This is a genomic window from Burkholderia sp. NRF60-BP8 (genome assembly GCF_001522585.2).
Taxonomy (GTDB): Bacteria; Pseudomonadota; Gammaproteobacteria; order Burkholderiales; family Burkholderiaceae; genus Burkholderia.
Window position 1 is genome coordinate 300,781 of sequence record NZ_CP013372.1, and the last position, 24,981, is coordinate 325,761.

26 protein-coding genes are annotated in these 24,981 nt (G+C 60.4%); 20 read left to right on the forward strand and 6 right to left on the reverse strand.

The window, feature by feature from the left end; translation table 11 throughout:
* Positions 1-18: 18 nt before the first annotated feature.
* Positions 19-186: a hypothetical protein gene (locus WS54_RS33485; RefSeq protein WP_159086623.1), complete on the reverse strand. Its 168-nt coding sequence runs from the start codon at positions 184-186 to the stop codon at positions 19-21.
* Positions 187-1,594: 1,408 nt separating this feature from the next.
* Here WS54_RS33485 and WS54_RS01335 point away from each other — a divergent pair.
* The 16 genes from WS54_RS01335 to WS54_RS01410 all read left to right on the forward strand — a co-directional run bounded on the left by WS54_RS01335 (position 1,595) and on the right by WS54_RS01410 (position 17,968).
* Positions 1,595-2,242: a lytic transglycosylase domain-containing protein gene (locus WS54_RS01335; RefSeq protein ID WP_082725083.1), complete on the forward strand. Its 648-nt coding sequence runs from the start codon at positions 1,595-1,597 to the stop codon at positions 2,240-2,242.
* Between the two features lie 24 nt (positions 2,243-2,266).
* On the forward strand, positions 2,267-2,620 hold the full coding sequence (locus WS54_RS01340; RefSeq protein ID WP_059781577.1) for a TrbC/VirB2 family protein: 354 nt from the start codon (positions 2,267-2,269) through the stop codon (positions 2,618-2,620).
* 19 nt (positions 2,621-2,639) lie between these two features.
* Positions 2,640-2,960, forward strand: a complete 321-nt coding sequence (locus WS54_RS01345) for a type IV secretion system protein VirB3 (RefSeq protein ID WP_153188209.1) — start codon at positions 2,640-2,642, stop codon at positions 2,958-2,960.
* Position 2,961: 1 nt separating this feature from the next.
* On the forward strand, positions 2,962-5,442 hold the full coding sequence (locus tag WS54_RS01350; RefSeq protein ID WP_059781572.1) for a VirB4 family type IV secretion/conjugal transfer ATPase: 2,481 nt from the start codon (positions 2,962-2,964) through the stop codon (positions 5,440-5,442).
* A complete protein-coding gene (locus tag WS54_RS01355) occupies positions 5,439-6,590 on the forward strand; it encodes a type IV secretion system protein (protein ID WP_059781570.1) in 1,152 nt (383 codons plus the stop codon). Before WS54_RS01350 ends, WS54_RS01355 begins: the two co-directional genes overlap by 4 nt.
* 15 nt (positions 6,591-6,605) lie before the next feature.
* Positions 6,606-7,313, forward strand: a complete 708-nt coding sequence (gene virB5, locus WS54_RS01360; protein WP_059781567.1) for a P-type DNA transfer protein VirB5 — start codon at positions 6,606-6,608, stop codon at positions 7,311-7,313.
* 181 nt (positions 7,314-7,494) lie between these two features.
* Positions 7,495-8,199 (forward strand): virB8 family protein, encoded by a 705-nt coding sequence (locus WS54_RS01365; protein ID WP_059781658.1) that lies wholly within the window; start codon positions 7,495-7,497, stop codon positions 8,197-8,199.
* A complete protein-coding gene (locus WS54_RS01370; protein ID WP_059781564.1) occupies positions 8,196-9,020 on the forward strand; it encodes a TrbG/VirB9 family P-type conjugative transfer protein in 825 nt (274 codons plus the stop codon). The genes WS54_RS01365 and WS54_RS01370 overlap by 4 nt, the downstream gene beginning before the upstream one ends.
* A complete protein-coding gene (gene virB10, locus WS54_RS01375) occupies positions 9,013-10,236 on the forward strand; it encodes a type IV secretion system protein VirB10 (protein ID WP_059781562.1) in 1,224 nt (407 codons plus the stop codon). Before WS54_RS01370 ends, virB10 begins: the two co-directional genes overlap by 8 nt.
* On the forward strand, positions 10,233-11,384 hold the full coding sequence (virB11, locus tag WS54_RS01380) for a P-type DNA transfer ATPase VirB11 (protein WP_059781560.1): 1,152 nt from the start codon (positions 10,233-10,235) through the stop codon (positions 11,382-11,384). The genes virB10 and virB11 overlap by 4 nt, the downstream gene beginning before the upstream one ends.
* The gene (locus WS54_RS01385) at positions 11,377-11,751 is read left to right on the forward strand and encodes a hypothetical protein (RefSeq protein WP_372585115.1); all 375 of its coding nucleotides are present in this window, start codon (positions 11,377-11,379) and stop codon (positions 11,749-11,751) included. The genes virB11 and WS54_RS01385 overlap by 8 nt, the downstream gene beginning before the upstream one ends.
* Positions 11,748-13,454: a type IV secretory system conjugative DNA transfer family protein gene (locus WS54_RS01390; RefSeq protein ID WP_059781558.1), complete on the forward strand. Its 1,707-nt coding sequence runs from the start codon at positions 11,748-11,750 to the stop codon at positions 13,452-13,454. Before WS54_RS01385 ends, WS54_RS01390 begins: the two co-directional genes overlap by 4 nt.
* Positions 13,451-15,298: a PriCT-2 domain-containing protein gene (locus tag WS54_RS01395; protein WP_059781555.1), complete on the forward strand. Its 1,848-nt coding sequence runs from the start codon at positions 13,451-13,453 to the stop codon at positions 15,296-15,298. The genes WS54_RS01390 and WS54_RS01395 overlap by 4 nt, the downstream gene beginning before the upstream one ends.
* 74 nt (positions 15,299-15,372) lie before the next feature.
* The gene (locus tag WS54_RS01400; RefSeq protein ID WP_179955200.1) at positions 15,373-16,386 is read left to right on the forward strand and encodes an LPD7 domain-containing protein; all 1,014 of its coding nucleotides are present in this window, start codon (positions 15,373-15,375) and stop codon (positions 16,384-16,386) included.
* Positions 16,387-16,392: 6 nt separating this feature from the next.
* Positions 16,393-16,911, forward strand: coding sequence for a hypothetical protein (locus WS54_RS01405; protein ID WP_059781551.1), 519 nt, complete (start codon positions 16,393-16,395; stop codon positions 16,909-16,911).
* Position 16,912: 1 nt separating this feature from the next.
* The gene (locus WS54_RS01410) at positions 16,913-17,968 is read left to right on the forward strand and encodes a relaxase/mobilization nuclease domain-containing protein (protein ID WP_082725082.1); all 1,056 of its coding nucleotides are present in this window, start codon (positions 16,913-16,915) and stop codon (positions 17,966-17,968) included.
* Between the two features lie 512 nt (positions 17,969-18,480).
* On the opposite strand, the gene WS54_RS01420 is transcribed toward WS54_RS01410, so the two are convergent.
* From WS54_RS01420 to WS54_RS01430, 3 genes are all read right to left on the reverse strand, one after another.
* The gene (locus tag WS54_RS01420) at positions 18,481-19,290 is read right to left on the reverse strand and encodes a TlpA family protein disulfide reductase (RefSeq protein WP_058902647.1); all 810 of its coding nucleotides are present in this window, start codon (positions 19,288-19,290) and stop codon (positions 18,481-18,483) included.
* Between the two features lie 579 nt (positions 19,291-19,869).
* Positions 19,870-20,460 (reverse strand): DUF4410 domain-containing protein, encoded by a 591-nt coding sequence (locus tag WS54_RS01425; RefSeq protein ID WP_059781549.1) that lies wholly within the window; start codon positions 20,458-20,460, stop codon positions 19,870-19,872.
* A gap of 220 nt (positions 20,461-20,680) precedes the next feature.
* Positions 20,681-21,682: a hypothetical protein gene (locus tag WS54_RS01430; RefSeq protein ID WP_059781547.1), complete on the reverse strand. Its 1,002-nt coding sequence runs from the start codon at positions 21,680-21,682 to the stop codon at positions 20,681-20,683.
* Between the two features lie 227 nt (positions 21,683-21,909).
* Here WS54_RS01430 and WS54_RS01435 point away from each other — a divergent pair, with 227 nt between their 5' ends.
* The 3 genes from WS54_RS01435 (at position 21,910) to WS54_RS01445 (ending at position 23,383) form a co-directional block, all read left to right on the forward strand.
* Positions 21,910-22,119 carry a type II toxin-antitoxin system Phd/YefM family antitoxin gene (locus WS54_RS01435; RefSeq protein ID WP_059781546.1) on the forward strand — a complete coding sequence of 70 codons (210 nt, stop codon included), beginning with the start codon at positions 21,910-21,912 and terminating at the stop codon, positions 22,117-22,119.
* Positions 22,119-22,538 carry a type II toxin-antitoxin system VapC family toxin gene (locus tag WS54_RS01440; protein ID WP_171984103.1) on the forward strand — a complete coding sequence of 140 codons (420 nt, stop codon included), beginning with the start codon at positions 22,119-22,121 and terminating at the stop codon, positions 22,536-22,538. Before WS54_RS01435 ends, WS54_RS01440 begins: the two co-directional genes overlap by 1 nt.
* 119 nt (positions 22,539-22,657) lie before the next feature.
* Positions 22,658-23,383 carry a class I SAM-dependent methyltransferase gene (locus tag WS54_RS01445; protein WP_006493299.1) on the forward strand — a complete coding sequence of 242 codons (726 nt, stop codon included), beginning with the start codon at positions 22,658-22,660 and terminating at the stop codon, positions 23,381-23,383.
* A gap of 162 nt (positions 23,384-23,545) precedes the next feature.
* On the opposite strand, the gene WS54_RS01450 is transcribed toward WS54_RS01445, so the two are convergent.
* Positions 23,546-24,010, reverse strand: a complete 465-nt coding sequence (locus tag WS54_RS01450; RefSeq protein WP_012493077.1) for a hypothetical protein — start codon at positions 24,008-24,010, stop codon at positions 23,546-23,548.
* Between the two features lie 78 nt (positions 24,011-24,088).
* Positions 24,089-24,490 carry a hypothetical protein gene (locus WS54_RS01455; RefSeq protein ID WP_077021669.1) on the reverse strand — a complete coding sequence of 134 codons (402 nt, stop codon included), beginning with the start codon at positions 24,488-24,490 and terminating at the stop codon, positions 24,089-24,091.
* Positions 24,491-24,657: 167 nt separating this feature from the next.
* Here WS54_RS01455 and WS54_RS01460 point away from each other — a divergent pair, with 167 nt between their 5' ends.
* Positions 24,658-24,981: a helix-turn-helix domain-containing protein gene (locus tag WS54_RS01460; protein WP_227743184.1), complete on the forward strand. Its 324-nt coding sequence runs from the start codon at positions 24,658-24,660 to the stop codon at positions 24,979-24,981.

Genomic DNA, 24,981 nt, shown 5'->3' on the forward strand with positions numbered 1-24,981 from the left:
GGTGATAGGGGCGGCGGGTTATGGCGATGCCGACAGGAGGGCGGCACGTGGCTGGAACACGGCGTCATCGAGCCGAACGCGCGCGTGAATTTCGCCAAGCAGCGGGCCGGGCTGGTGCACGTGGGTTTTGGTATCGGCCCCAAGCTGAGCACCGTTTGAGTCCGCCAGAATCAGTATTTTTTTCATTTACTTTCACCTGAATGCGATTCGCTATTCAAAAAATAGCTGCCTTCGAAAATGGAATTCGATTCGGCAGGGTGCAATGCAATGCAACATATTTTCTTCGGAATTGGATATTAAATTCCCGCGACCAACATGAAGCCGAAAATTGCGTTCGTGCCATTATTGAAATGGAAAGCGAGGCGATTCGAAACGAGCCATATCATTACCCATATGCAGACTGCCCTCCGATGACGCCGCCCCGTTACGAACAGGCAGGCGGTGGTTGCTGTGCACGTTGTAAATCAGGAAGCGTTTCCGTTAGACAACGGTTTACAAGTCGGAACGATCTGCGTTGGCTCTTTATTGAATTTATGTTTGGTTAAATCTAGGAGGGCGATTCGTGAATGTCAAGAATCAAACATCATCTGATTTTGTAATAATGAACAGGGAGGCGCATGTGGGATTTATTATGTAGTCGCCATATTTTTGGAGTTTTATACAATTCCAGAGGTCGATGAATTTCGCGAAACGATCACCCGGTTCGGAAGACGATATGGCAGACAGCTACGCCTCGTCCCTTGCGACCATTCACAAGACCCTGGCCCTGTCTCGTTTCCACGTACAGCAAGTCATGCGGCGATCAACGCGGCCTCGTAGTCGACAGGGGTATGGAAGTCGATGGAGGTGTGCAGGCGTTGCCGATTGTAACGACCGAATACTAACGCTCGGCACTGTCCAAGAAATCCAAGCGGTTCAGGTGGATATCTGAATCCAGGTATGACAAGGCTTGTAATGCCTAGGTCGAAATCTCCGCACTTGAACGCACCGGCATACCGAGTATTCGGTTCATGGCGATATGGAAGTAGATTTCAGCTGGACATTGGGGCTTCAATTTGCGCCGATGCCGCCACCCTAACAGTCCGCTGGTTAGCCTAGGCAGCGGGCCCTGATAGTGCCGGGACCGGGCACAGGCCCGCGCATTGTTGGTGTTTGTGGACAATGCGACGAGCCGGTTCGGATGCGGTACTTCACGCAAACTGAATCGACCTTCAGCTGTTTCGGAGCGACGTGAGCAGGCATCGAGCGGCGCGGCAAACCGGGGTCGGCCACTGACACGGTTCAACGGACAGGCAAACGTTTGAGTCGAACTGATCTCAATCGGCGATACAGAGCCAACCCGACGGGAAAACCCGTCTACAAGACGGGTTTGGGTCAGTGCTTACCGGCTGCTTGAATACCCTCGTGTTCCCGCCATCGTTTGCGCGGGTCCGACAGCGAGGGGGCAGATCATGCGCGTGAACGACAATATGGACCAGATACCGGTGCGCGGCCGAGCCGAGAGTGCGACTGTCATTCGGACGGCCGGTACGCCCGTATTGATGATATGTCGACGCGATAATATCAGCGCGCGCCGCACGAGTGGAGATGGGCGATGACCACGCAAGACTTCGTGGCGATGGCTCAGCAGTGTGCGCCTGCCGTCGCCCCGCAGACGTTGGCTGCCATTGTACGAATCGAATCGGGATTCAATCCCTACGCTATCGGTGTTGTCCATGGCCGTTTGGTGAGACAGCCTCGGCGCGAGGACGAAGCGATCGCCACGGTCAAGGCATTGCAAGCGGCGGGGTGGAACTACAGCGCCGGCCTCGCGCAAATCAATCGCGACAACTGGTCTCGTTACGGATTGACCGCGAGGACCGTCTTCGACGTCTGTCGGAACCTGAGCGTTGGTGCGGCTATTCTTCGGGCATGTTTTCTGCGGGCTCGCCCTATTCATGCCCATCCACAAGAGGCGTTGCGCGCTGCGCTGTCGTGCTATGCGAGCGGGAATTTCGTAACCGGTTTTCGCGTCGGATATGTGCGACGGATTACGGAAGCAGCGGCGTCGGGCGACACTTTCGTTCCTGCGCTGACGTCATCTGCAAAGCCGATTCCGGTGATACGCGACCGTGTGACTGGGTCTCGGGCTGAGAGCCGCGGGCGCTCGACTCCTGTGTCTCCTCCATCCTCGAACCCGAACGACGACACAGCGCGAAGCCAAAATAACGGTGGAGTCGAAGGCAGTGCCGTTATTTTCTGAGTAAGGAAGGTGGAATTCGGCTGGATGGAGTGCATTATGAAATCTGTATTCCTAATTAGCATAAGCGACGTGAGACTGAGAAAAACGTGTGTTGCGTGGATCTCGTCGAATTGGCGCCGCATTGCAGTGCTCGGCGTGCTCGTCATGGCAACCCCTCCGGCATCTGCACAACTCAGTCAGGTCAATACCTTGCTGATCACTATTCAGAACACGTTGCTCGGTGTGGGCGGGGTGGTGTGTTCGATTTCCATCATCTGGGCCGGCTTCAAAATGATGTTTCAGCACGCCCGGTTTGGCGATATCGCGCATGTTTTCATCGGCGGCCTTTTCGTTGGCTGCGCAACGGTCATTGCTGGCATGTTGATTCCGACGGCCTAACGTGAACACGGAGCTGATTGTGAACACACTCTCCGACCCCGTATTCAAAGGCTGCACGCGGCCAGCGATGCTATGGGGCGTTCCACTTGTACCGCTGTTGATGGTCGCTGGCGGCATGCTGATCCCGGCAATCTGGGTATTGATGGCGAGTGCGCCTTTGGGTGTCGCAATCGTACTGTTGATCATTCCCGTGTTCGCGACGATGCGCATGATTACGCGTCAGGACGACCAACGTCTCGCTCAGCGCATGCTACGCGTGAAAATGAGACTGTGCCAGCGCAACCGGCGCTTCTGGGGCGCGCATGCCTATGCGCCGATCCGATTGAAGGCGCGAGGGTGACATGAGCACACCGTCGGCACACGCAACCCTCGTACCGCGCGAAGTGGTGCTCGCAGATTTCATCCCATTTTCGTCGCATGTCACGGACCGCGTGATTCGCACACGCGAGGGTGACTATATACAAATCTGGAAAATTCCCGGGATTGCATTCGAGACGGCCGATCCTGCCGATATTCTCGCGCGCCATGTCACCTTCAATCAGCTGGTGCGCAATCTGCCGGGTGGCCACGTCGCGCTATGGACGCATCGGCTGCGGCGGCGTACCGCGGACAGGTTCGAGACGACCTATCTCAACCGATTCTGTCAGGACTTGGCTGAGCGCTACTACGCGAGCTTTGCCGGTTACACGATGATGACCAACGAGCTCTACGTGAGCGTCGTATATCGTCCTCACCGGACGCGATTGGGGCGGCTGTTCAGCCGTGCAGCACGCCGTACAGTTGACGACATTCAGCGCGATCAGCAAGACGCATTGCGTGCGTTGGCCGATATCGCCGCGCAGATCGAGACTGGTCTCAAACCGTGGTCGCCATGCGCGCTCGGTGTGTATGAACGCCGCGATCCATTGACCAAGCGGCTCTGTCGCTATTCCGCCGCGCTCGAGATGCTTGGTTACCTAGTCAACGGAACGTGGGAGGCGGTACCGGTTGGATACGGTCGAATTTGCGACACTTTACCAACCTCGCGCCTGTTCTTCCACCGTGAGAAGCTCGAGATCCGCACACCTACGCGCACCCGCTATGCGGCGTTGCTCGACCTGAAGGACTATCCGGAGCAAACCGAGCCAGGCATGCTCAATGGATTGCTCTACGGCGACTTCGAGTACATCGAAACGCAAAGCTTTACCGTGCTTGACCGTCCCAGTGCCAAGGAGGCGCTCGAGCGCCAGCGCAACCAACTGATTGCGGGAGATGACGTTGCTGTCTCGCAAATCGAGGCAATGGATCAAGCCGCGAACGATCTCGTCAATGGCGATTTCGTTTTGGGCGAGTACCACTACACGTTGGCTGTGCTGGGAGATACCTTGGATGAGGTAGTGCGGCATGTCGCCCAAGCACGAACGAAGCTTGCAGACGCCGGCTTCCAGAGTGCGCTCATTGATCTGGTCGCCGATGCTGCGTGGTTCGCGCAGTGCCCCGGCAACTGGCGATACCGACCGCGAGAGGCGAAGCTCACATCACGCAACTTTTGCGCGATGGCCAGTTTGCATAATTTCGCGACTGGAAAGCGAGAGGGTAATCCGTGGGGCGAAGCTATCACGATTGTCAAAACGCCCAGCGGGCAACCGCTCTATCTGAATTTTCACGCGACGCCCGAGAAAGTCGACTCAAACGACGAGAAGGCGCTTGCCAACACGCAGATCATCGGCCGAGCCGGTGCAGGCAAGACTGTGCTTGAACTGTTTCTGCTCGCGATGGCAATGAAGTACGGTGTGATGGGCGTGCTCTTCGACAAGGACCGAGGAGCGGAAATCGGGATTCGCGCCATGGGTGGTCAATACACGGTATTTCACCGTGGTGAGCCCACCGGCATGAACCCGTTCCAGTTGGAAGCGGACGAGGCGACACACAGTTTTTGGATACGTCTCGTGTGCAAGCTGGTCGACAACGGAGTACCGCTGTCCGCGAAGGATGAGCTCGATATCTCTCGCGCGATCCGGGAGGTTGCACGCATGGATCGATCGCTGCGTCGGTTGTCCATGGTCAGGCAACTGTTGCCAAACGTTGGAGATAACAGTCTTCATGCGCGGCTTGCCAAATGGTGCGCCGGCGGGCGCCTCGGGTGGGTGCTCGATAACCCGGTTGACCGGATTGATCTAGATGCGCACCGATTGTTCGGTTTTGACGACACAGAACTGCTCGACGATCCGGAGGTATGTGCGCCACTGACGATGGTGCTGCTGCATCTGACCGAACGCCTGATCGATGGGCGGCGTTTCATCTATGTGATGACGGAGTTCTGGAAGCGCCTGCGCGACCCGGTGTTCAGCGAGTTTGCCAACGACAAGCAAAAGACCATTCGCAAGCAAAACGGCCTAGGTATTTTCGATACCCAGTCCCCTGCGGATGTGCTTAGCAGTCCAATCTCTCGTGCGCTTGTAGAGCAGACGGCTACATTTTTCTTCCTCCCCAACCCGAGCGCAGATCACGATGATTATGTCCACGGTTTCAAGCTGACCGAAGCAGAATTCAACATTGTGAGACGCATGGGTGAGCACAGCCGGCTGTTCTTGGTCAAGCAGGGTCATCGTTCGGCAATCGGGCGACTCGATCTCTCGGGAATGGGCGACGTGCTCGATGTCCTGTCGGGCACGTCAGACAATGTTGCGTTGCTCAATACGATCCGGGCCAAGGTCGGGGACGACCCCGATATGTGGTTGCCGCGCTTTCATGATGCCCTGACTGCTCGCCGGCGCCAGACGAGTGCGTTTCAAACCGCATTGTCGAGCACCGCTACACACGTGCAAGGTGGTGTTCTATGAATGGCCTCTTCAGCGCGGTGGGCGGTACGCTCGAAAATGGTATGCACACGTACGTGAGCGATGCATCGTCTGCGTTGTCGTCCGCGTTAGTACCCGCGGCTACCACGGGAGTGGTGATCTGGGTTCTCGCGTATGGCATGGCAGTGATTCGCGGAGAGGCACACGAGCCGGTGCCGGCATTTGCGTGGCGAGGTATGAAAGTCGTCATCACGCTCGCGTTTGCGCTAAGTGCGGGGCTGTACCAGTCCCAGGTCGTCAGTGCCGTGAGCGAGACGACAACCGGCGTCGCCCAGGCAATTCAGACAGCAGCCGTTCGTACCGGCGCAGGAAATGTTGGATGCGGGTCAGTAGAACAAGCGAGCGAGGCAAGCGAGCATGCTGTGGGCATTTATCGGACGCTCGATTGCTACGATCGGCAGCTTAACCTCGTGGTCGACGCCTATTTCGACAAAGCGACCCATGAAGGTCTGAGCATGAGCGGCATCGTCGCAGGTATCGGCGACCTCGCTTGTGGTCTGGTTGCCGCCTTCGGGGGCGCAATCTTTCTGATGGTGCTCGGCGTCGAAGTGATGATGGCACGCATGCTGCTCGACCTCGTACTTGCGCTGGGTCCCATATTCATTGCGTGTGGAGCATTTAGTCCTACTGTTAGATTTTTCGAAGCATGGACTGCCAAGCTCGTGAACTATGCGCTGTTGCAAGTGTTGGTTGCGGCTTTTCTTGGTCTCGCGCTCGCAGCGTTCTCGGCCAACCTCGCACCGTTTCAAGTAACGACTGCTGATCCGGACGCTTCTGCCGATGCGTTGGCCGCTGCCGCCCGTCAAGCACTTCAAGCAAGCGCCCCGTGGGCGGCGGCTTTCGGCATGTTTGTTACATCCATGCTATTGGCGACGATTGGGTGGCAGTTGCCGGCTGTGGCTTCGGGGCTTGCGGGCGGTGCGACTGTCTCAGGCTTTGGAGCGTTTGTCGCCGGCTACGCATCCAGACAGGCGGCCGGTGCGATGGCCTTCGCACTGCGCAGTGCAAACCGAAACGCGTCTTCCGGCGGTCAAATATCTAGGCCTGGCGCATTAGTGAGCACCGTCTCGCCGCATCCTCCCGCCTATCAACGGGCTGCACGCGAGCAGCTTGACCGTGCGCACGACTGAACAGGAAGCGAAGCCATGAAGCGATACCTATTCACGCATGTACTGATGAGCGTCATTGTCGCGGGCTCGGCGTCGTTTATTGAGCCGGCGAAAGCGGAAATCTATTCGGTCTATGACGAAAAGAACGTCGCCCAGGCGATCGCGATGGTCGGGCAGCTCAAACAACAAGTGCAGCAGGAGATGGCGTTGTACCGCTCAATGAGCGGCGCGCGCGGCTTTGGTGCGTTGCTGGATAGACCGGGGGTGGTCAATGCGTTGCCGGGCAATTGGCAAAGCGTGTATGCAGCGATTCGCGAGGGAGGGTATGCCGGATTGACTGGTCCGGCCCAGGCGCTGCGTGCGCAAAGCAAGCTCTACGACTGTGAAGATCAGCATGGCATCGATCAGCGAATTTGTCAGCGTGCATTAAACAAGCCATTTCAGGATAAGGCACTTGGCCTGCAGGCATATCAGACCGAGCTTGCCGAACTCGACCGGATTGAACGTCTGATGCGGCACATCGATACGACACGGGATCCGAAGGGTATCGCGGAACTGCAAGCACGAATCCAGTCGGAGAGTGTGGCAGTCGGCAACGAAATGACGAAGTTGCAGATGTTCAAGATGCTCGCGGAAACCGAGGATCGCTTGATTACCGAGCAGCAGACTGAACTGCTTCTTAAGCGAGCGGGCAACACGCGGCGACTTCAGGATCAGATGGTGCCGATCACGTTTGGTCGATAAGGAGAACTGCAATGACGCGACGCCGGATGATATGCGTGCTTATCGGGCTGAGCATGTCGATGTCCGGATGCAGCGGTGTGCCGTCCAGGCTCGTGCTACCCGATGGAGCTCACCGCGTACCGGTCAATCAGCAACTGCCGGTGCCGCCGGGGGCGAACCTGCGGCTGGAAGGAGCTTGTCCGTGAACGATCAAAGCGATTATCGGCGTGCGCTTGATTTTGAGGCGTCGCTCACCGCGTTGCAGGCATGCTCCGAGCGTCGCGCATGGCAAGTGGCGTTTGCCGCCGTTATTGTTGCGGTCGGTTCGGTAGCGGCGCTTGCCGTGATGATGCCGTTTTATCGCGTGGTGCCGTTGCCTATCGAGGTGAACAAGCTCACCGGCGAGGCGCAATTCATCGAGGTGCTCGACGCAAAACGCGTGCCGCTGCGTGAGATCGAAGATAAGCACTGGGTCGAAGTCTATGTACGCACTCGCGAGCGCTACGACTGGGGACTGTTGCAAATGGATTATGACCGTGTCCTGGATATGAGCGACGAATCGGTCGCGCGCGCATATCGTCAAATCTATAGCGGTCCGAACGCGTTGGATCAGCAACTGGGCGCGTCAGTTCAATACCGCACCCGAATAGTGTCGACGACGCTCGTGCCCGACGAGCCGGGACATGCTGTCGTGCATCTCGAGCGCACGGTGCGCAAGAATGGCATCGATACCGGTGAGCCAGCAAAGCGCTTTGTTATTACGCTCGCCTTTACCTACCGCCCCACGGTGCTGGTGCGGGAACGTTCGGCCATCGAAAATCCATTCGGCTTCAAGGTGACGGCGTACAGCCGAGATGCGGAGGATACGCCACCTGCTCCACAGGCCGGTGCAGGAGCTGGCCGATGAATACGCTCGCGACCATGGCGATCCTGTTGGCGTGCTTTGCGGCGCAAGCAGTCGACGCACACATCATGCCGGACTGGACGCGCGATGCCAGGGTGCGCAAAGTGCGTTATGTGCCGGACGAAGTCGTGCGCATTATCGCGCAGCGCGGCTTTGCCACCCACGTCGAGCTGGATCCGACCGAGCACATTCTTGTGGTTGCGCCAGGGGACCGCGACGGTTGGTATGTGGTAGCCAATCGGGGAGACCATGACGTTTATCTGAAGCCGAAACTCGCCGCTCATGACACGAATCTGATTGTCCGGACCGATCGGCGCAGCTACAGTTTTGATCTTCTCGTTCTGCCCCTGAAAGCGCGCTTTGGCAACGCGCACGAGATGTACCGGGTAAGTTTCGTGTACCCGGACACCGCTGCGTCGGATACGTCTATTGCCGCGCGCTTGGCGTGTTTGCAGAAACGGCTGTCTCAGCCGTCCGTCGTGCGTAACGCCGCGTACTCGATGCAGGTCATGCCACATGCAGAGGATATCGCACCGTCCGCAGTATGGGACGACGGTCGCTTTACGTACATTCGAATCCCCAACAATCGTCGTATACCCGCGATCTTCCGAATCGAGGACGATGACACCGAACGCGTGGTGGACAAGCACATGGACCGTGATGTGGTGGTCGTCCACGAGCTTGCTCGCCGACTCGTGTTGCGTCTGGGCGATGAGGCGGTTGGTTTGTGGAACGACGCATTCGACATTGATGGCGTCGCGCCGCGGCACGGTGTGACGGTCGACGGCGTGCGCCGCACGCTGCGGAGTCGCGAACATGACTGAGGACACTTCGCCCAACGGCGCAGCGACGGACGACAGGATCCGTCGCAACAGCTCGGCAGATATGGATACAGATACAGGATCCGAATCGTCTGTCATGCTCGATCGCGGCATGCCCAGCCTGGATGGGTTCGGGCGACGATCGTTCATCAACTGGCTAGTACCGCTCGCGATCATCGTACTTGCGCTAATAGGCGCGGTCTGGACAGTTCATGGTGTGCTCGCTCACCGAGACGAGGCTGCGCGTGCGCGCCGCAGTGCGCTCCATGCGCGAGGCGCACACGAAAAGGTGTTCGACGAGGTGCCGGCACTTGCCGAGCCTGCATCGGCTGCTGCTATGCCTATACCGGCGCCAGCACCGGCCGCGGTACAGCCTGCGCCGTCCAGTGATCGTGCTGCTCCGTTACGCAGCTACTACGACGCGCCGTTGCTTGCCGTTGGGGCCAGCAATGGGCAAATGGCAGACGCGAGCGAGAGTGAGTCAGCTTCCCCCAGTATTTTGCCCGTACATGCGGACCAGCCGCCGTCGAATGCGACTGCCGGTATGGCCGAGGAGCGGGCGAAACCCTTCTCACAGCCGCTGTCTCAGGTGCTCACGCCGACGCGCATGCCAAAGATGATGGCAGCGTTTATCGGCAACCGCAGTTTGCTACTCGCTCAGGGCACAAAGATCGATTGCGCGGGCGACACCGCGTTCGATTCCACCCAGGCAGGTATATCGACTTGCACGGTCGCACGTAACGTCTATTCCGACGACGGGCGCGTGGTGCTGATCGAGCGCGGCTCGCAAATTAATTGCGAATATCGTGCGAATCTTGCGCCTGGGCAACGACGTGTATTTATTCTGTCAGCACGAATTGCTACGCCGCACGGGGTAGCCGTACAGATCGATTCGCCGGTAGCCGATGCACTGGGCCGCATGGGTATGGATGGATCGATCGAGAATCACTGGGGCGCGCGCGTGGGCGCGGCGATGATGCTCGGACTGAGCCACGATGCGATCGGTTATCTGGCCACGCGCGGCGGCAATGGCAACGGCACGATTGTCTACCAGAACACACAGGCGCAAGGCAGCGACATGGCCACACGCGTACTCGATCAGACCATCAATATTGCCCCGACGCTCAGGCAACATCAGGGTACCGAGTTTACGATTGTCCTTGCTCGCGATCTGGACTTCAGCTCGGTTTATGCACTGGAGCCGGAGGGGGGGCGATGAAGGCGTTCGACGCAACACGTCAGCCGCAAACCGATCGCGTAGCCGATGCGATGTCGGTATTGCCCGACGATGCATCGGTGACGGAGCTGATGCGTTCATTCGCACCGTTGCTCGACGACGAAGCCGTAACGGAGCTCGTGATCAACCGACCACGGCGTATTCTGACCGAAACCCATCGCGGGTGGCAGGCACACGATTTACCGGAACTTGATTTCGAACGACTCATGGCGTTCGCCGTGGCGATTGCCACATTGACGAATCAGGGCGTCTCGACCGAGCATCCGCTGCTTTCCGCGCTATTACCGGATAACGCGCGCCTCCAACTCGTGGTGCCGCCCGTGGTTCCGCCGCGGACGGTATCGATCACGATCAGGCGCCCGAGCGCCGATGAAAAGACGCTTGAGTGCCATCGTGCCGACGGCATGTTTGAGGACACGGTTTGGCGACACGTTGATGGTCTCGGCAAGACAGGCTTAGCGTTGCGCGGAGCCGATCGGATGCTCGTCGAGCGGCTCGAAGCGCGTGATTTTTCCGCCTTCTTTGAAAGCGCCGTGCGAGCACGCCGCAATATTGTCATTGTCGGAAGCACGGGCTCCGGCAAGACGAGCTTTATGCGCAGCTTGTGCCGATACCTGAGCGCAACCGAGCGCATCGTGACGATCGAAGACGTACGCGAGCTGTTCATTCGGCATCTCGAAAACTGCGTCCATCTCCTCTATAGCAAAGGCGCTCAGGGGCGCGCACACATAACGCCTGCAGATTTGATTGCCTGCGCCATGCGCATGCGTCCCGACCGGGTGTTGCTTGCCGAGCTCCGCGGGGCGGAAGCGTACGACTTCCTGAAGCTTTTGACCACCGGGCACGCCGGCTCGATGACGAGTTTTCATGCGTCCAGTGCGGGCATTGCCATCGAGCGTTTTGCGCTCATGGCGAAGGAGCATCCCGAGGCAGCCGCCTGGGACATTGCTTCGCTCAAGCGTGTGCTGCGCTTGACCATCGACGTGATCGCTCACATGGAGGCGCAGCCCGTATTGGACTCGCACGGTGTGCAAGTCGGCAAACGCTGGGCGATGACCGAAGTCTGGTTCGACCCGCGCGAGAAGGCCGCTATCGAGTTTGACCCAACCGAGAGGTACTGCGATGGATGACATGTCCGGGACGCTTGCTCCAGTGTGGCGTGTGACGATTCTCACGCTTGCCATCACGATCGGGATATACGCCGAATTGGCTGCTGCCGAATGGTTGGCTTCATGTTTGTTATATGCAAGCGTGCATCTCAACCCACTTCGGGCAGGGTGGTCAACCTGGCTTGATGCGCTAGGGGCATGGCACGACGGCCGTCTTCCGAATATGGGGCGACGTGTGGCCGGTGCGGGCCTCATAGGGATGCTCGTCGCCTTCGGCGGCCCTGCGCTTGCCGTGTATACGTGGCTGGAACAAGCAGGCCGCAGGCCCTTGTATGGCGACGCGCGCTTCGCGAACGATGCGGAGATTCGTCGGGCGGGGCTGTTATGAGACAGATTGCACCCGCGAAGCCTCAACCGACGCTTGTGGTGGGCCGTTGGCGTGGCCGCTACCTGCGCTTTGCCGGTCAGCAATTCGTGCTACTTGCCGCGCCTGCTCGTTCAGGAAAAGGCGTGGGGATTGTGATCCCGAATCTGCTGAGCTATTCCGACTCCGTGGTCGTGCTCGATATCAAACAGGAAAATTTTCGCCTCACGGCGGGCTTCCGGCGCGCGCACGGACAAGCTGTGTACCTGTTCAATCCGTTCGCAGAGGATGGCCGCACGCATCGCTACAACCCGTTGTCGGTCATCGCAGACGGCATGTTTCGCGTCGGCGATATTCTGGCGATCGGTTACGTGTTGTATCCGGCCGGCGGGCATGACGAATTCTGGAAAGACCAGGCACGCAACCTTTTGTTGGGACTGGTCCTGCTGCTGTGGGATTTGCGCGAGGCCCGTCGTGCTGGCGCGAGCGGAGTGCCCGACTATCCGATCACAATAGGCGAGGTACTGCGGCAATCATCGGGAAATGGTCTGCCCGTCAAAACCTACTTAAACCGGATGCTTATACAGCATCGACAGTACTTGAGCCGCGCCTGTATTGATGCACTGAATCGATTCCTTACGAATGACGACAAGGTTCTGGCGAGCATTCTGGCCACTTTTAATGCGCCACTGACGATCTGGGCCAACCCGATTGTTGACGCGGCGACGAGCGCAAACGACTTTGATCTGCGAGACGTCAGACGCCGCAAGATGTCCGTATATCTTGGCGTGACGCCCGATCACTTAAGTGAAGCGGCGATACTGATGAATCTGATGTTCTCGCAGCTCGTGAATCTGAACACGAAGGAGTTGGCAGAGGACAATCCGGCACTGAAATATCAATGCCTGCTGCTGCTCGACGAGATGACGGCGATTGGAAAAATCCAGATTATCGCGCGTGCGGTGGCTTATATGGCGGGCTACAACTTGCGCCTGCTCTCGATCGTGCAGTCCGACTCGCAGCTCGAGTCTGTTTATGGCAGAGCTGACGCGAGGACCATTGTCACGAATCATGCGATGCAGATTCTCTTCGCCCCGCGCGAACAGAAGGACGCCAATGCCTACTCCGAGATGCTCGGCACGCGCACGGAGCGATCGCGCAGCACCAGCCGATCGAATGGCATGTTCGGTGCGCGCGGCGGTGCGAGCGAGAGCTTTTCCGATCAACGTCGTGCGCTGATGTTGCCGCAGGAGATCAAGGAGCTCGCTCGCGACAAGGAAATCATTCTTCTCGAAAATACCAAGCCGATTTTGGCGGACCGGATCTGCTACTGGCGCGATCGTGCATTTACTTCACGGGTAATGGACGCGCCGACTGTGCCTGCGCTCGATCTCATGCGATTTGGTGCACAAATCGAGCAGCGGCTGCGCGAACTGAGCGATGACGACGTCGATGATCAGACGGGCGAGTTGGCGCATGTGCGAGCGGACTATCTGGAACTTGTACACGCCTGGGATCCGCGCGAGCTGCCGCAGGCGCTGGACAATGTCAGTTGCGAGGAGGCAGCCGCATATGTGGATCGGCACTTCACGCTGCTGGGGGTGCCGGCTGACGACGTAGCGCGCGCCGCACGTCGTTTGGCGAGAGACGAAGATGGCATGACTGAGACGGGCGCGCGCAAGCGCGACCCGAGCCCCGTCGCGCGGGCAAGTGGTGGTGTTCAATGAGCGTTGCATATATCAGTGAGGCCGATCGCGTGCGCGCTGCTTTGGCGGCGATTCCGGCCGGCGACTATACGACATGGGTCGACATGGCGTTCGCCGTGAAGCATGGGCTTGGCGAGGCAGGTTTTGATCTGTGGGATGCATGGAGCCAGACGGCGCCGAATTACGATGCACGATCGGCGCGTGCGACATGGCGCTCGGCGAGCGAAAGTGGGGCGATCACGCTTGCGTCGTTGTTTTGGCTTGCCCGCGAGCATGGGTTCGATCTGGCCGGCTCGCGCGCGTTTGGCGATCGCGCGGCGCGGTCCGCGTCGGCGCATGCCCCCATTGTGGGCGCCGACGCCTCACTCGAGCGCAAGCGCCGGGCGCGCCGCGCCGCCGTCGCTCGACAGGCGCTAAGTATCTGGAATTGGGCACGACCGGTGGCACCTGACCATCCTTATCTGGCGCGCAAGCAGATTGCGCCGTTGCCTACCTTGCGCGAGCTGGAAGCAGAAGAGTTGCATGTGCTGCTCGGCTACGTCCCGAAATCCAATGACACTGCTCTATTGGGACGTGTGTTGATCGTGCCTGTTCGTATCGGCCACCAGATTTCGACACTCGAGCTGATCGATTGCGAAGGGCGTAAATCATCGCTGGCAGGCGGTGCGAAGGCGGGAGGCTGGTGGTTTGTTACGCCCGAACAGCATCGACGCGACGCGTGCTTGCCGGTGCTGATTGCCGAGGGTGTGGCCACTGCCGTATCCGCATGGCAGGCGACAGGGTGGTACACGCTTGCGGCTTTGTCGAGCGGAAATTTATCCAAAGTGGCTACGGTATGGCGCGCGCAGCACCCAAAGGATGCGCTTGTGATTCTGGCCGATCTCGGTGCTGGATTTACGCATGCGGAGCATGCGGCGCGCAATGCCCATGCACGACTGGTCGTTCCTCGGTTCGCATCGGGGGCGCATATTGCGAATCAGTTGCCGACCGACTTTAACGATATGGCGGTGCTCGACGGAAAGGAGGCGGTCGGCGAGCTGTTGCGGCGTGCGGTACTGGAGACACCGGCGCCTACATCGACTGACGCCAAGGCGAGCCGGACGCAAACCGAGGGTATGTCGTTTTACTTGACGGGAGACGCAGACATGGGATCGAGGAAGACGGACAAGGGCACGGCGGCGGACGACGTGCGCCGGCACGCCGAGGCCGACCGCTCGGACGGTGATTGCGCGTCGACGCAGCCATCTGGTACTCCGGAGGAAGGGAAACAGGCTTTCACCCACGAACCGGCGGCGAGCTCGGTCACCGAAACCACGGACGACGGGCAGCATTCGAGCCGGGGGCCACGTCATGCGGCGGGAGAATTCATATACGGGCTCGACGCCGTGCCCACGGAGGTCAAGGTGGCGGCCGAGCGGCGGTTTGGGGCTGCACTGAGGATGTCCACGCCACGAGAGAACGGAGGTCCCTATCGCGGGGAGGTGCTCAATACCGAGCATTTCCTTGTTCAAGAGGTGGCACCACGCAGCGTGGTGTTCCATGCGAAGGGAAGGATGACATTCGTGTCGGACCGGTTACGGTGGATGGACGAGCACCATCGCCTAAACGGCGCGGACGTACAGATTGTCTACGAAGGTGAGCGCGCGAAGCTGTACCCGTGGGACCGGGCTCGCGATCAGCTTGAGCGGGCGGTTGCATCACTGAAAAAATCTGCGCGGGAAATGGGGCTCGACGACATGGACGTGAAGCTCGCTGCGCTGCATGCAGCGTCATGGGCGCGCGTGAAAGCTGCACGTGCGGCCGCGCTCGCGCAAGCCAGGTCGCGCGTGGACGGGCGTGGCGATATCGACGACCCGCAGCGGTAGCGATTCGGTCACGCGCAATATGGATGGTGACGCCGCGCAGCTGAGCATTGCGCGACGCATAACCGGTGAGGTACATGATGGATGATACCCAGTCGCCGGCGCTTTTCGCACCTAGTGCGGACTTCGCCGTGAACGCCATCGAGCCTGAATGGACTGCGGACGTCGACATAGCGCGACGTCGTCCGTCGGACCGCTTTCCGGCACAACAATTCGGCTACCTCGCAATGCTTGCGCGTCGGCGCAGCGAGTCTGATGCGGCGCGCGCCCTGCTACGAGAGCAGGCTGGTGGCAGCCGCTTCGAGGCGGGGCGTGACGATGCAGGCACGGATGGTGTGTCCGATACCGGCGCGATAAATTCGGTGCCGAAGTTCACGGAAATCGCAGACGCGCCAGAGCGAGTTAGGCGAGGCTACCTGCGCGCCGGCGGTCAATATTTCCTGAAGGAGGCCCCGTACCCTCTGGCATTCGAGGATCGGGGGCGATATCTCGTCACGATGCAAACTCGTACAGACATTGTTGCTTCCATGATGGATATGGTGCAGGCGAAGGCGTGGACGCGCATTCGCGTGTCGGGGCACGACGCCTTTTGCCGCGAAGTATGGCTGCAGGCCGTTTCGATCGGTATTGAGGTAAGCGGGTACACACCGAAGCCCGCCGACCTAGCGCGCCTTTCTGAGTTGAACGCGCCCACGGAACACACACGCGATCGCGACTCCGAGCGTCCTGTGTTGCAGCCGCAAGTAGGGACGACTGCAACGCCTGCGGGTGCCCGCGACGAAAGTCCAGACCGTCGCATGGGCGCACCGATGCGCCACTCGAGATCGCTGGACGATGAGATTCAGCTCGCCGTGATTGTGGCGGCTATGCGCGAGCAGGGTTTCAGTGATCGTTCGGTCGATCGTGTTAAGCGTCGCGCTGTGCGCATGCTCGACGCGCTTCACGCTGAGGGCGTCGAGCTTCCCCGACCTCGCGTGTTCGATCCGACGGCTCCTTCCGCGCGAGCGGAAAAGGACGAAACCCAGCAATCGTCTGCCCCGTCGCGAGAAATCAATCACGCACCCGCCATGCAGTTGCCTGGCCAACGGTAGACGAACATGGGATCGCGAAACCGAGCGCGCATTGCGGTCGAACTGGGTGCGCTAAAGCCTTTGTGGCAGGCACGATGTGCGCAGAACGGGGTGAGCGCCGGTGAGGGCATCAGGCGGCTCGTGGCCGAAGCACTGGACATTGCCCATGACCCGCCGGACACGGCCGCAATACTTTCGGCGCCGAGCGAGCCGTTTGTACGGATCGGTGTGGGTCTGATGCCGGCCGAGTTGCAATGTATCAAAGGGCTGGCCCATGTCCAGGGGGTCACCGCCAATCGATGGATTGCTGCGTTAATTCGCGCCCATCTGACCGGAGAGCCGCAACTGGGAAACCGGGAGATGATGCTGCTTGCGGAATCGAATCGGCAGCTCGCCGCGATTCGTACGCGACTGGGTGAGCTCGCGCGCGACACGGGCGAGGGCCACCACGTACCTGATTGGGAGCACGCGCGCGCCATGATCCTTACACATCTGCGTTTTGTCGCACAGTTGCTGCAAACCAACCTGGACCGATGGAGCCGTTGATATGCCGTTTCCCAGACAGTACGTCGATGCGCTGCTCGTCAACTGGGGCGATCGACTGTTTCACGATCCGCTACGGCATGTGCGCGCCCCGCATCTGCCCGGCGTGGCATTGCCGCGCGATGCGCGGCGTCTGCGCGAACGGCTGGCTTTGACGCTTCGGCGCGCGCCCGAGGTCATGGTCAAGATTACCAACAAAGCATCAGGCGCACAGGGCATGGGTGCGGTGCGTCGACACCTGCAATATATTTCACGCGATGGCCATGTCGAGTTGGAAGACCAGGACGCGCGCGTGTTAATCGGAGACGCTGCCCTGCAGGACCTCTTTGACGAATGGCGATGGGGTGGTTGGGGGATGCCGGAGGAGAGCCGGCGTCGGGAAACCTTTAATTTGATGCTGTCAATGCCGGCGGGCACGGACCGCGCGGCCGTCCGAGAGGCGTCAAGGGCGTTCGCGCGCGAGATATTCGGCGACGGACGATTGTACGTGTTCGCACAGCACGATGACCAGCCGCATCCGCACGTACATCTGTGTGTTCGGGTGCGTGGTCCTGACGGGCGGTGTCTGAATCCGCGCAAGCGGGATCTGCGCACATGGCGCGAGGTATTTGCGCGACAGTTGCGCGAACACGGGGTCGATGCGAACGCAACGCCGAGGCTGGCTCGCGGTGAGACACAACGCTTTCCGACGCAGGCGGTGGTACGAATGCAGTCTCGTGGAGTTGCCCCGCGTTTTTACCGATCGGTGCTCGATGAGCGGGCGCAAATGGCGTTATGGGATGCGCATATCGAAACATTGGCAGTCTGGCGTGGGGTCGCGCAAGCATTGGCCCATTCCGGTGTCCCTGAAGACCGAACCATGGCAATGGCTATTGTGGATTTTGTGCAGCACATGCCGGCGAGGCAATTGCAGCCCGGCGCTACCCGACTCGACTCGGCCACCACGTGCTCACATCGTGCCCCCCCTCATGAGCACAGGTATATCGCTCGCTTCAAGGGTAAGCAGCGCAGTGTTGATGACAGGCCACCCGAACCGGATCCGCTATTTGACCGAGACTGATCGCCTTTCCGTCGGCCGTGTTTGGGTGTCGGGTGCGCGATTCTGCACGCATGACGTATGCTGCCGCGAACGGCGATTCGTGTGCACACACTGTTGGTTCACGGGCGTCGTGCGATTGTGGTACCGCGGCTGATGGGCACTGGGTAACGTGATGGCGTCCGTCGGCCTGACCGGTTCGCGACGTATACCGGCGCCGTCAGTGTTCACGTATGCAGAGCTTGCATCTGCTTTCGCGCATGCTCTGGCCTGGCGTCGAAGTCACGCGGCTTCATGTCGAGCCCTTAGGCGTAGGCAGATTCCATATCGGCAATGCCCATCAGGCGGAGCGCGGCATACAGATACGGAGTGAAGGCATCCGTCTCCTGGCCGATGTGCAGGCCGTCGCGCGAGTTGGCCACGATCGCGCTGACACCTTCGACGAGGCTTATCGGATAGGTCTTCGTGTACCGATTTGTCGCGCTCGAAGCTCGGAAGTGATGAAGCGGCGTCGCTTCCCGATCCGCCGCCGGGCATTACTGTCCGAAGCGCTGCGTGACGGTGTCCTTTAGGCGCGCTGCAGTCAGCTCGCCCATGTGCGATTCGACGAGCTCGCCTTTCGCGTTGAAGAACAGTGTGGTCGGCAGTCCACGCGAGCCATACGCATGCATCGCGTGCAGCGACGGATCGAGCAGCACGTGATCGAAACGCAGGCTCTGCTGCTCGAGGAACGCACGCACGGCGTGCGCGTTTTCTCCCTGGTTGAGCATCAGCACCGTGATGCTCGGATGGTCGCGCTGCGCCTGTTCGAGGATCGGCATCTCGCGCCGGCACGGTGCGCACCACGTCGCCCACAGGTTCACGACGACCGGCTTGCCGACGAAGCCCGCCGGCATCACGGGCGTCGAATCGAGCGCCTGGAGCGGCATCGCGGCAAGCGGCGGCGCGCCCCGCTGCAACGTCGCCAGCGTACCTTGCGCTATGCCCCACGCGCCTAGGCCCGCGACGATGCCGGCTAGCACCGGCCGACGCAGCGCCGGCAGGCGGCGCAGGCGCCAGGCTGCGAACACCAGCGCGGCCGCGATACCGATGCGCGCGTCGAAGCCCCCATCGCCGAGCGCGACGATCGCGCGCGGCGACGCCGCATAGTCCGGCCACCATTGCGCGACATAAGCGACCCGCGCCGCAATCAATCCGAGCAACAGCACGTCGAGGATCAGGCTCGACGCGCTCTTGTGATGCCCATCAGGCGGACGGCGCTGGATGAGGTGCGCGACGAGCCACGCCAGCAGCGCGGCGACAGCTACCGCGACGACGCGGATCGAGAAGGGACCAATGCTCAGCATGCGATGGGAAAAATGGACGTGATCGAGCGGGACAGGAGCGCAGGTGGGCCGTCGCAGTGCTCAAGCCTTCGACGGTCGTGCGGCGTTTCGACCGGTTGGCGCGTATGGGGGTTCCCTCAGAGAACGTAACGGCGTATTGCGGGTCGCGATGAGTGCCCCGGGGCAGCTCACGAGGGCGTGACGTTCACGCCAGCTTGCAGCGAATCAGACCAGTCTGATGGTCAACGGTATACCGTTCATCAACAATACGCAGACCGGTTTGGTGTGGTGTCCACCGGTATCCCGCCTAGGGATCTCTCCTTGCCGGCCGCTCCGCTCGCGAGCGGCCGCTTTTTTGCTGTCATGCGTGCGCGCGTGAATGCCTTGTGGCGGTCGGTGGGCGCGGCCGCACTCCGATGCATATCGGCTGATTTAACGGAATAGGACCGCTGCCAGATGCGAGCACCGGGCATTCACTCGCGCATTGCAGGACGCATGATGGTCGGTTCGTGACCGGCGAGGCAGTGCGTTGATGGCAGCACCGGGTCTGCCGCCATGGCCCGACGGGCCGCACATCCGCGATCCGTCGGGCGGCGGGCCTTACAGCCTCTTCGACGCTGCCGGTGCCGCGTCGCCTTGCGTGGCCGCGGCCGTCGGATCGAGCGTCGCGAGCGTCTTCTCGGTGAATTTCTCATACAGCCAGTCCATGCGCATGCTGTCGATTCCGGCGATACCGCCGAGCGCATACGACGCCGACACCTTGAAGTGGTCGACCGGATGATTGTCGGCATCGGTGAACGTGACGGTGCCGTCGACGTAATCGCTGCCGGCCATGAAGCCGAACATGACGGCCGAGAAACTTGAGCGCACGCGAATGCCAGTGACTTTGACATTCAGGTGCATCGCATCCGTTGCATCCGCCTTGGCCAGCAGCTTGCGTGCGTCCAATGCGTGTTCGATTTTCTCCTGCAGTTTCTTTGCGTCGAACTTCAGGTTGTCTTTCAACGCTTCCTGCGCGGCATTGTCGAGCGTGACCGTCACGATCACGGGCTTCTTGCCGAATGGGGTCGTTGATGCGGTCACGGCGGCCCCGGCCGTATCGCTGGCGTCGCGCGTCACGCTGCTGGCGCAGCCCGACAGGAAGCCGATCGTCACGAATGCCGGAGCGGCATGGCGGATAAGAGATTTCATGATTTGGTCTTTGATTGAGGTTATTGGAATGGGCTCTGTGGCCGAGCGGGAATCTAGCACGGAGCGATTCCATTCAAATCGTCGAATAGATCGAAAATCGATGCGGTGTTTGGTCGACGCGGCGCGATTGACCGAGGAATGGTCGAAGTAATGGGCAGTGCGTGATGAACGGCGGTGGAGATCCGCTATAGCTTGCGCGGCGGCGTCTCTTGGCTCGCGGTTATTGGCCGTTGCCCGACACCGCTTCGCCCAATCGATACGCGGTAAAGAACTCGTACCACGGCGAGCCTTGCGTGACCGGCACACCGAGCGCCGTCGTGCGCTGTTTCAGCGCGCCGAATACATCGTCGATGAACGCCCTCTGCGCGCCGTCGCGGAACGGAACCGGTTGCGTCCGCCCTGCGGCGAATGCGCCATACGCGATCGCCAGCAGGCGGGCGCGGTCGTCGGTGCCCGCGATCGTCGCGTTGATCGTTTCGACGAAGCGCGACCGGTCTTCCGCGCGCGGCGCGGACAGGCACAGGTACACGATCGCCGAGAGTGCATGCCGGTCCTTCACCCGCAGCAGCGCGGGTAGCCGCGCAATGATCTGTTCCACCGGTTCGTCGCGCAGCGCATCGGCGAAGTCGAGCACGGCAGTCATCGGGTTCGTGTCGGCTTTCAGGCGGTCGAGCGCCGATTGCGGGGCCGACGACGCGCCGTCCTGCATCCCCGCGGGCGCGGACCGCAACGCATCGGCCACCTGCTGCGTCCATTCCGGAAAGATCATCCGCACGTTGCCGAATTGCTCGCCGCCTTCCGCGGACGGATTCCACCGATAGACGATCGTGCCGCCGCGAATGAACGGCGAATACAGATGCTCGGCCGTTTGGGGTAGCGGCCGCCGGTTGATCGGCAGCCACGCGAGCGTGAGCCAGTCGTAGCGACCCGTCGCGGGCACCGCCGGGCTCGAACTCGCGACGACCTGCCACGTGCCGCGATTCGCATAGCGGCGGCGCGCGTCGGGTACCGGGACGGTCTGACCTTTCGCGGTGTCGAAATACGTCGTGCCGGTGACGTTCGCGCCGCTGTCTGCGGCCGGCGTGATGACGGAGATGACCCACGACGCGCCGTCCGCCGAACGGTAGTCGGACAGCTTCAGCGTCGCCACGTCATGCACCATGCGCGTTTCCGCGGCGACGGGGGGCGCGGGGAGATTGGCGGGGGCCAGGATGCTCGGCATGGACTTTCCTCGGGATCGGATGCGTATCGTCGAGCGGGGGGGCGATGCGCGGCGGTGCGGGTCGTTTCTCGTAACTGTAGGACGTTGCTACCGGCATCGCGAGGAACCGCCGCACAGGGCGACGAATGACACGGAATCATATATTGTAGTAACAAACCTACATATATGGCTTCCAGGAGTTCATCGTGACCATCACCACGCTCTCGAGTCGTGAACTCAACTAGGACGTGACCAAGGCAAAGAAGGCGACAAAGGACGGCCCCGTGTTCATTACCGATCGCGGCAGGCCGGCCCACGTGCTGCTGAGTTTCGAGGAATACCAACGTCTCACCCGGCAGCAGCGCAACATTGCCGACGCGCTCGCCATGTCCGGTGTCGGGGACGTCGAATTCGACCCGCCACGCGCGAACGTCAAGATCAAGGAGGTCGATTTCTGATGATGTTCGTTCTCGATACCAATGTGGTTTCGGAACTCCGGAAAGTGCGGGCGGGCAAGGCGGACAGGAACATGGCGGCCTGGTGTTCGACCGTCGATGCGTCGGTGCTGTTTGTCTCGGCGATCACGATCATGGAGCTGGAGGCAGGTGTCTTGCAGATCGAGCGCAGAGATGCGGAACAGGGGGCGCTTCTCAGGGCATGGCTTGACGGGCACGTCCTGCCCGAGTTCGCTGGTCGCGTGTTACCGGTCGATACTGCTGTCGCCCAACGATGCGCACGGCTTCATGTGCGGGACCGGCGATCCGAGCGGGACGCGCTCATTGCAGCGACGGCGATCGTGCATGGCATGACCGTCGTGACGCGCAACGTTGCCGATTTCGTTGAAACCGGTGTCGCGATTCTGAATCCGTGGGATTGAGCGAACCAATCGACTTGCTCCCGACGGAAATCGGATTCCGCTTGCACGCAATCGCGTCGATGCGCTTCGGCTTACCATGCGCATCTTGGGCCTACGACGCAGACCGATCGGGAGCACGCATGACCGACACGAAAGCCATTACCGAACACTGGACGCGGGTCGCCGACCAATGGATTGGCTGGGCCGGCAAGCCGGGCCACGATGCGTTCTGGAAATATCGCGCGGGGCTCGCGGCCTACATCGGTCGCGGCACGGGCGTCGCGCTGGAGGTCGGCTGCGGCGAAGGCCGCGTGAGCCGTGAGTTGAAGGCGCTCGGTTACGACGTGACCGCGAGCGACGCGGTGCCCGCGATGCTCGATGCCGCGCGTCATGCGGATTCCGCGCATCGCTATCGACTGGCGGACGCGGCCGCGCTGCCGTTCGACACGGCCAGCTTCGATCTCGTGATGGCGTACAACGTGCTGATGGATCTCGACGACATGCAGGGCGCCTTACACGAGGCGCGCCGCGTGCTGAAGCCGGACGGCACGCTGTTCATCTCGCTCGTGCATCCGTTCCGCGATCGCGGTAGCTTTGCCGGGCCACAGCCCGATGCGCCGTTCGTGCTGACGGGCAGCTATTTCGGGCGCGAGCATTTCGACGGAGTGGAAACACGCGACGGGCTGTCGATGCACTTCGCGGGCTGGTCGCTGCCGCTGCAGGCGTACATGGAGGCGCTGGAAGCGGCCGGGTTCGCGATCGTGTCGTTGCGCGAACCGCCGCCGGATCATGCCGATACGGATCAGTTGAAGCAGTGGGCGCGCGTGCCGCTGTTTCTGTGGATCAAGGCTCGGCCATTGCGTTGAGCGCGTGCGACTGATAGGCGACGCGGATGCTTCGTGCGATTTTCAATTCGAATGTGTGACCGACTCATCGCGCGCACCTATGCTGAACGAGCGCGAGTCGGCACCGTGCTTTCGCGCCTCGACATCTTATACTCGCAGCGTGTCCGCAACGCTGAACTTGCGTTACACAACCTGCTGATCGTCGCTGGTCTCGATCGAAACAGACAAGAACTGCTTGCCACGCGCTGGTGCACCCGCCGGTTCCAGTCGCAAGAGAAAATCGAAATATCGCTCCGGGAGCTTTCCAAGTTGTTCCTGGATCGCTGCCAGCTTGATGAGGCACTGGGCGTCCCAGTTCATTCCGACAACAAGCTCGCTCGTCACGCCGTTCCACTCGCTAAGTAGAATAGAGGCCGCACGAGCATGCTCTTCGGCGAAGCGTTCGATGCGTTGTTCGATGTAACGCGCATCGTCACGCATCAACGTACCCGAGATACACAATGAAACGGTATGCGCGACGGCGTCGTGTTTCACGTACACGCTGGCGATACCGCTCAGGTGCCGGGATACCCGATCGAGTTGTTCATCGTCCAAGTCGTCCTGGACGGACAGTGCGCCTGAGAGGCTGTACGGTGCGGGCTCTTCCATTGCGAACCTCCAGAGGTTGGGGGGAAATCAATGTCCCGATTGGGCCTAGAATTCCAGCTTTTAGCTAGGCTAGGCGGATTATCCGAGCGGAGCTGCCAGTACCTGAGTGTTTTGAGCATCAGAATGTGGCGGCGTAGACGTGTGATGCCGGACGTATTCTGTCGCCGGACCTTTCAACCGCTCGACATGTCGGCCCGGCGCGAGAGACATGAGAGATCGTTCCCCGAACCGTATGCGACTGAATACGGCGACGGTCCGGGCCCACTTCTGGGAGAATTCTTTCAATTTTCCTTCAATGGAGGTGACTTCTTGATCGGTAAGTGCACCGCGAAGGCGGATCATGACCGAATGCGTGACGGCGTCGGTGACGCAGTAGACGGTCGCGGAAGCGGGCAAGCTCTGCGCGAACTGCTGTGCGTGATTGCGTCGGAAGTGACCGACGACGGAGAGTGCGCCGCAGATTTCATAGGTGGAAGTCATAACGCCTCCTGTGAGAGAGCGACGGCATTGTCAGATGCATCTCGCTACCGTCGGTATCCGATCGACCATACCTGCCATGTTATGTATCAAATGAGCATATGTCAATAAAAATGAATCAACCGGATATATTTTCCGTACGCCTGAGGCTGGAGCGAAAGCGACTGGGGATGAACCAGACCGAATTCGCGGCGGCGGGAGGCGTTCAACAACATGCGCAGGTCAACTACGAAAAAGGGGCGAGGCTTCCGGACGTGAGTTATCTGGTGGGGATCGCGGACTTGGGTGTAGATGTCCAGTATTTGCTGACTGGCCGTACGTCCGACCCCGTAACTTTGGCGCTAACCAGCGACGAAGAACTGCTCCTCGCGGGCTTTCGAGAACTGAAGCTGCGAGAAAGGCGCGGGGTGCTGGCGCTCGTGGCTGCGATCAATGGTACGCCGACGGAACGACCGGGGACGGACAAGCCGTCGGATGAGACCGAGGGCGTTTGA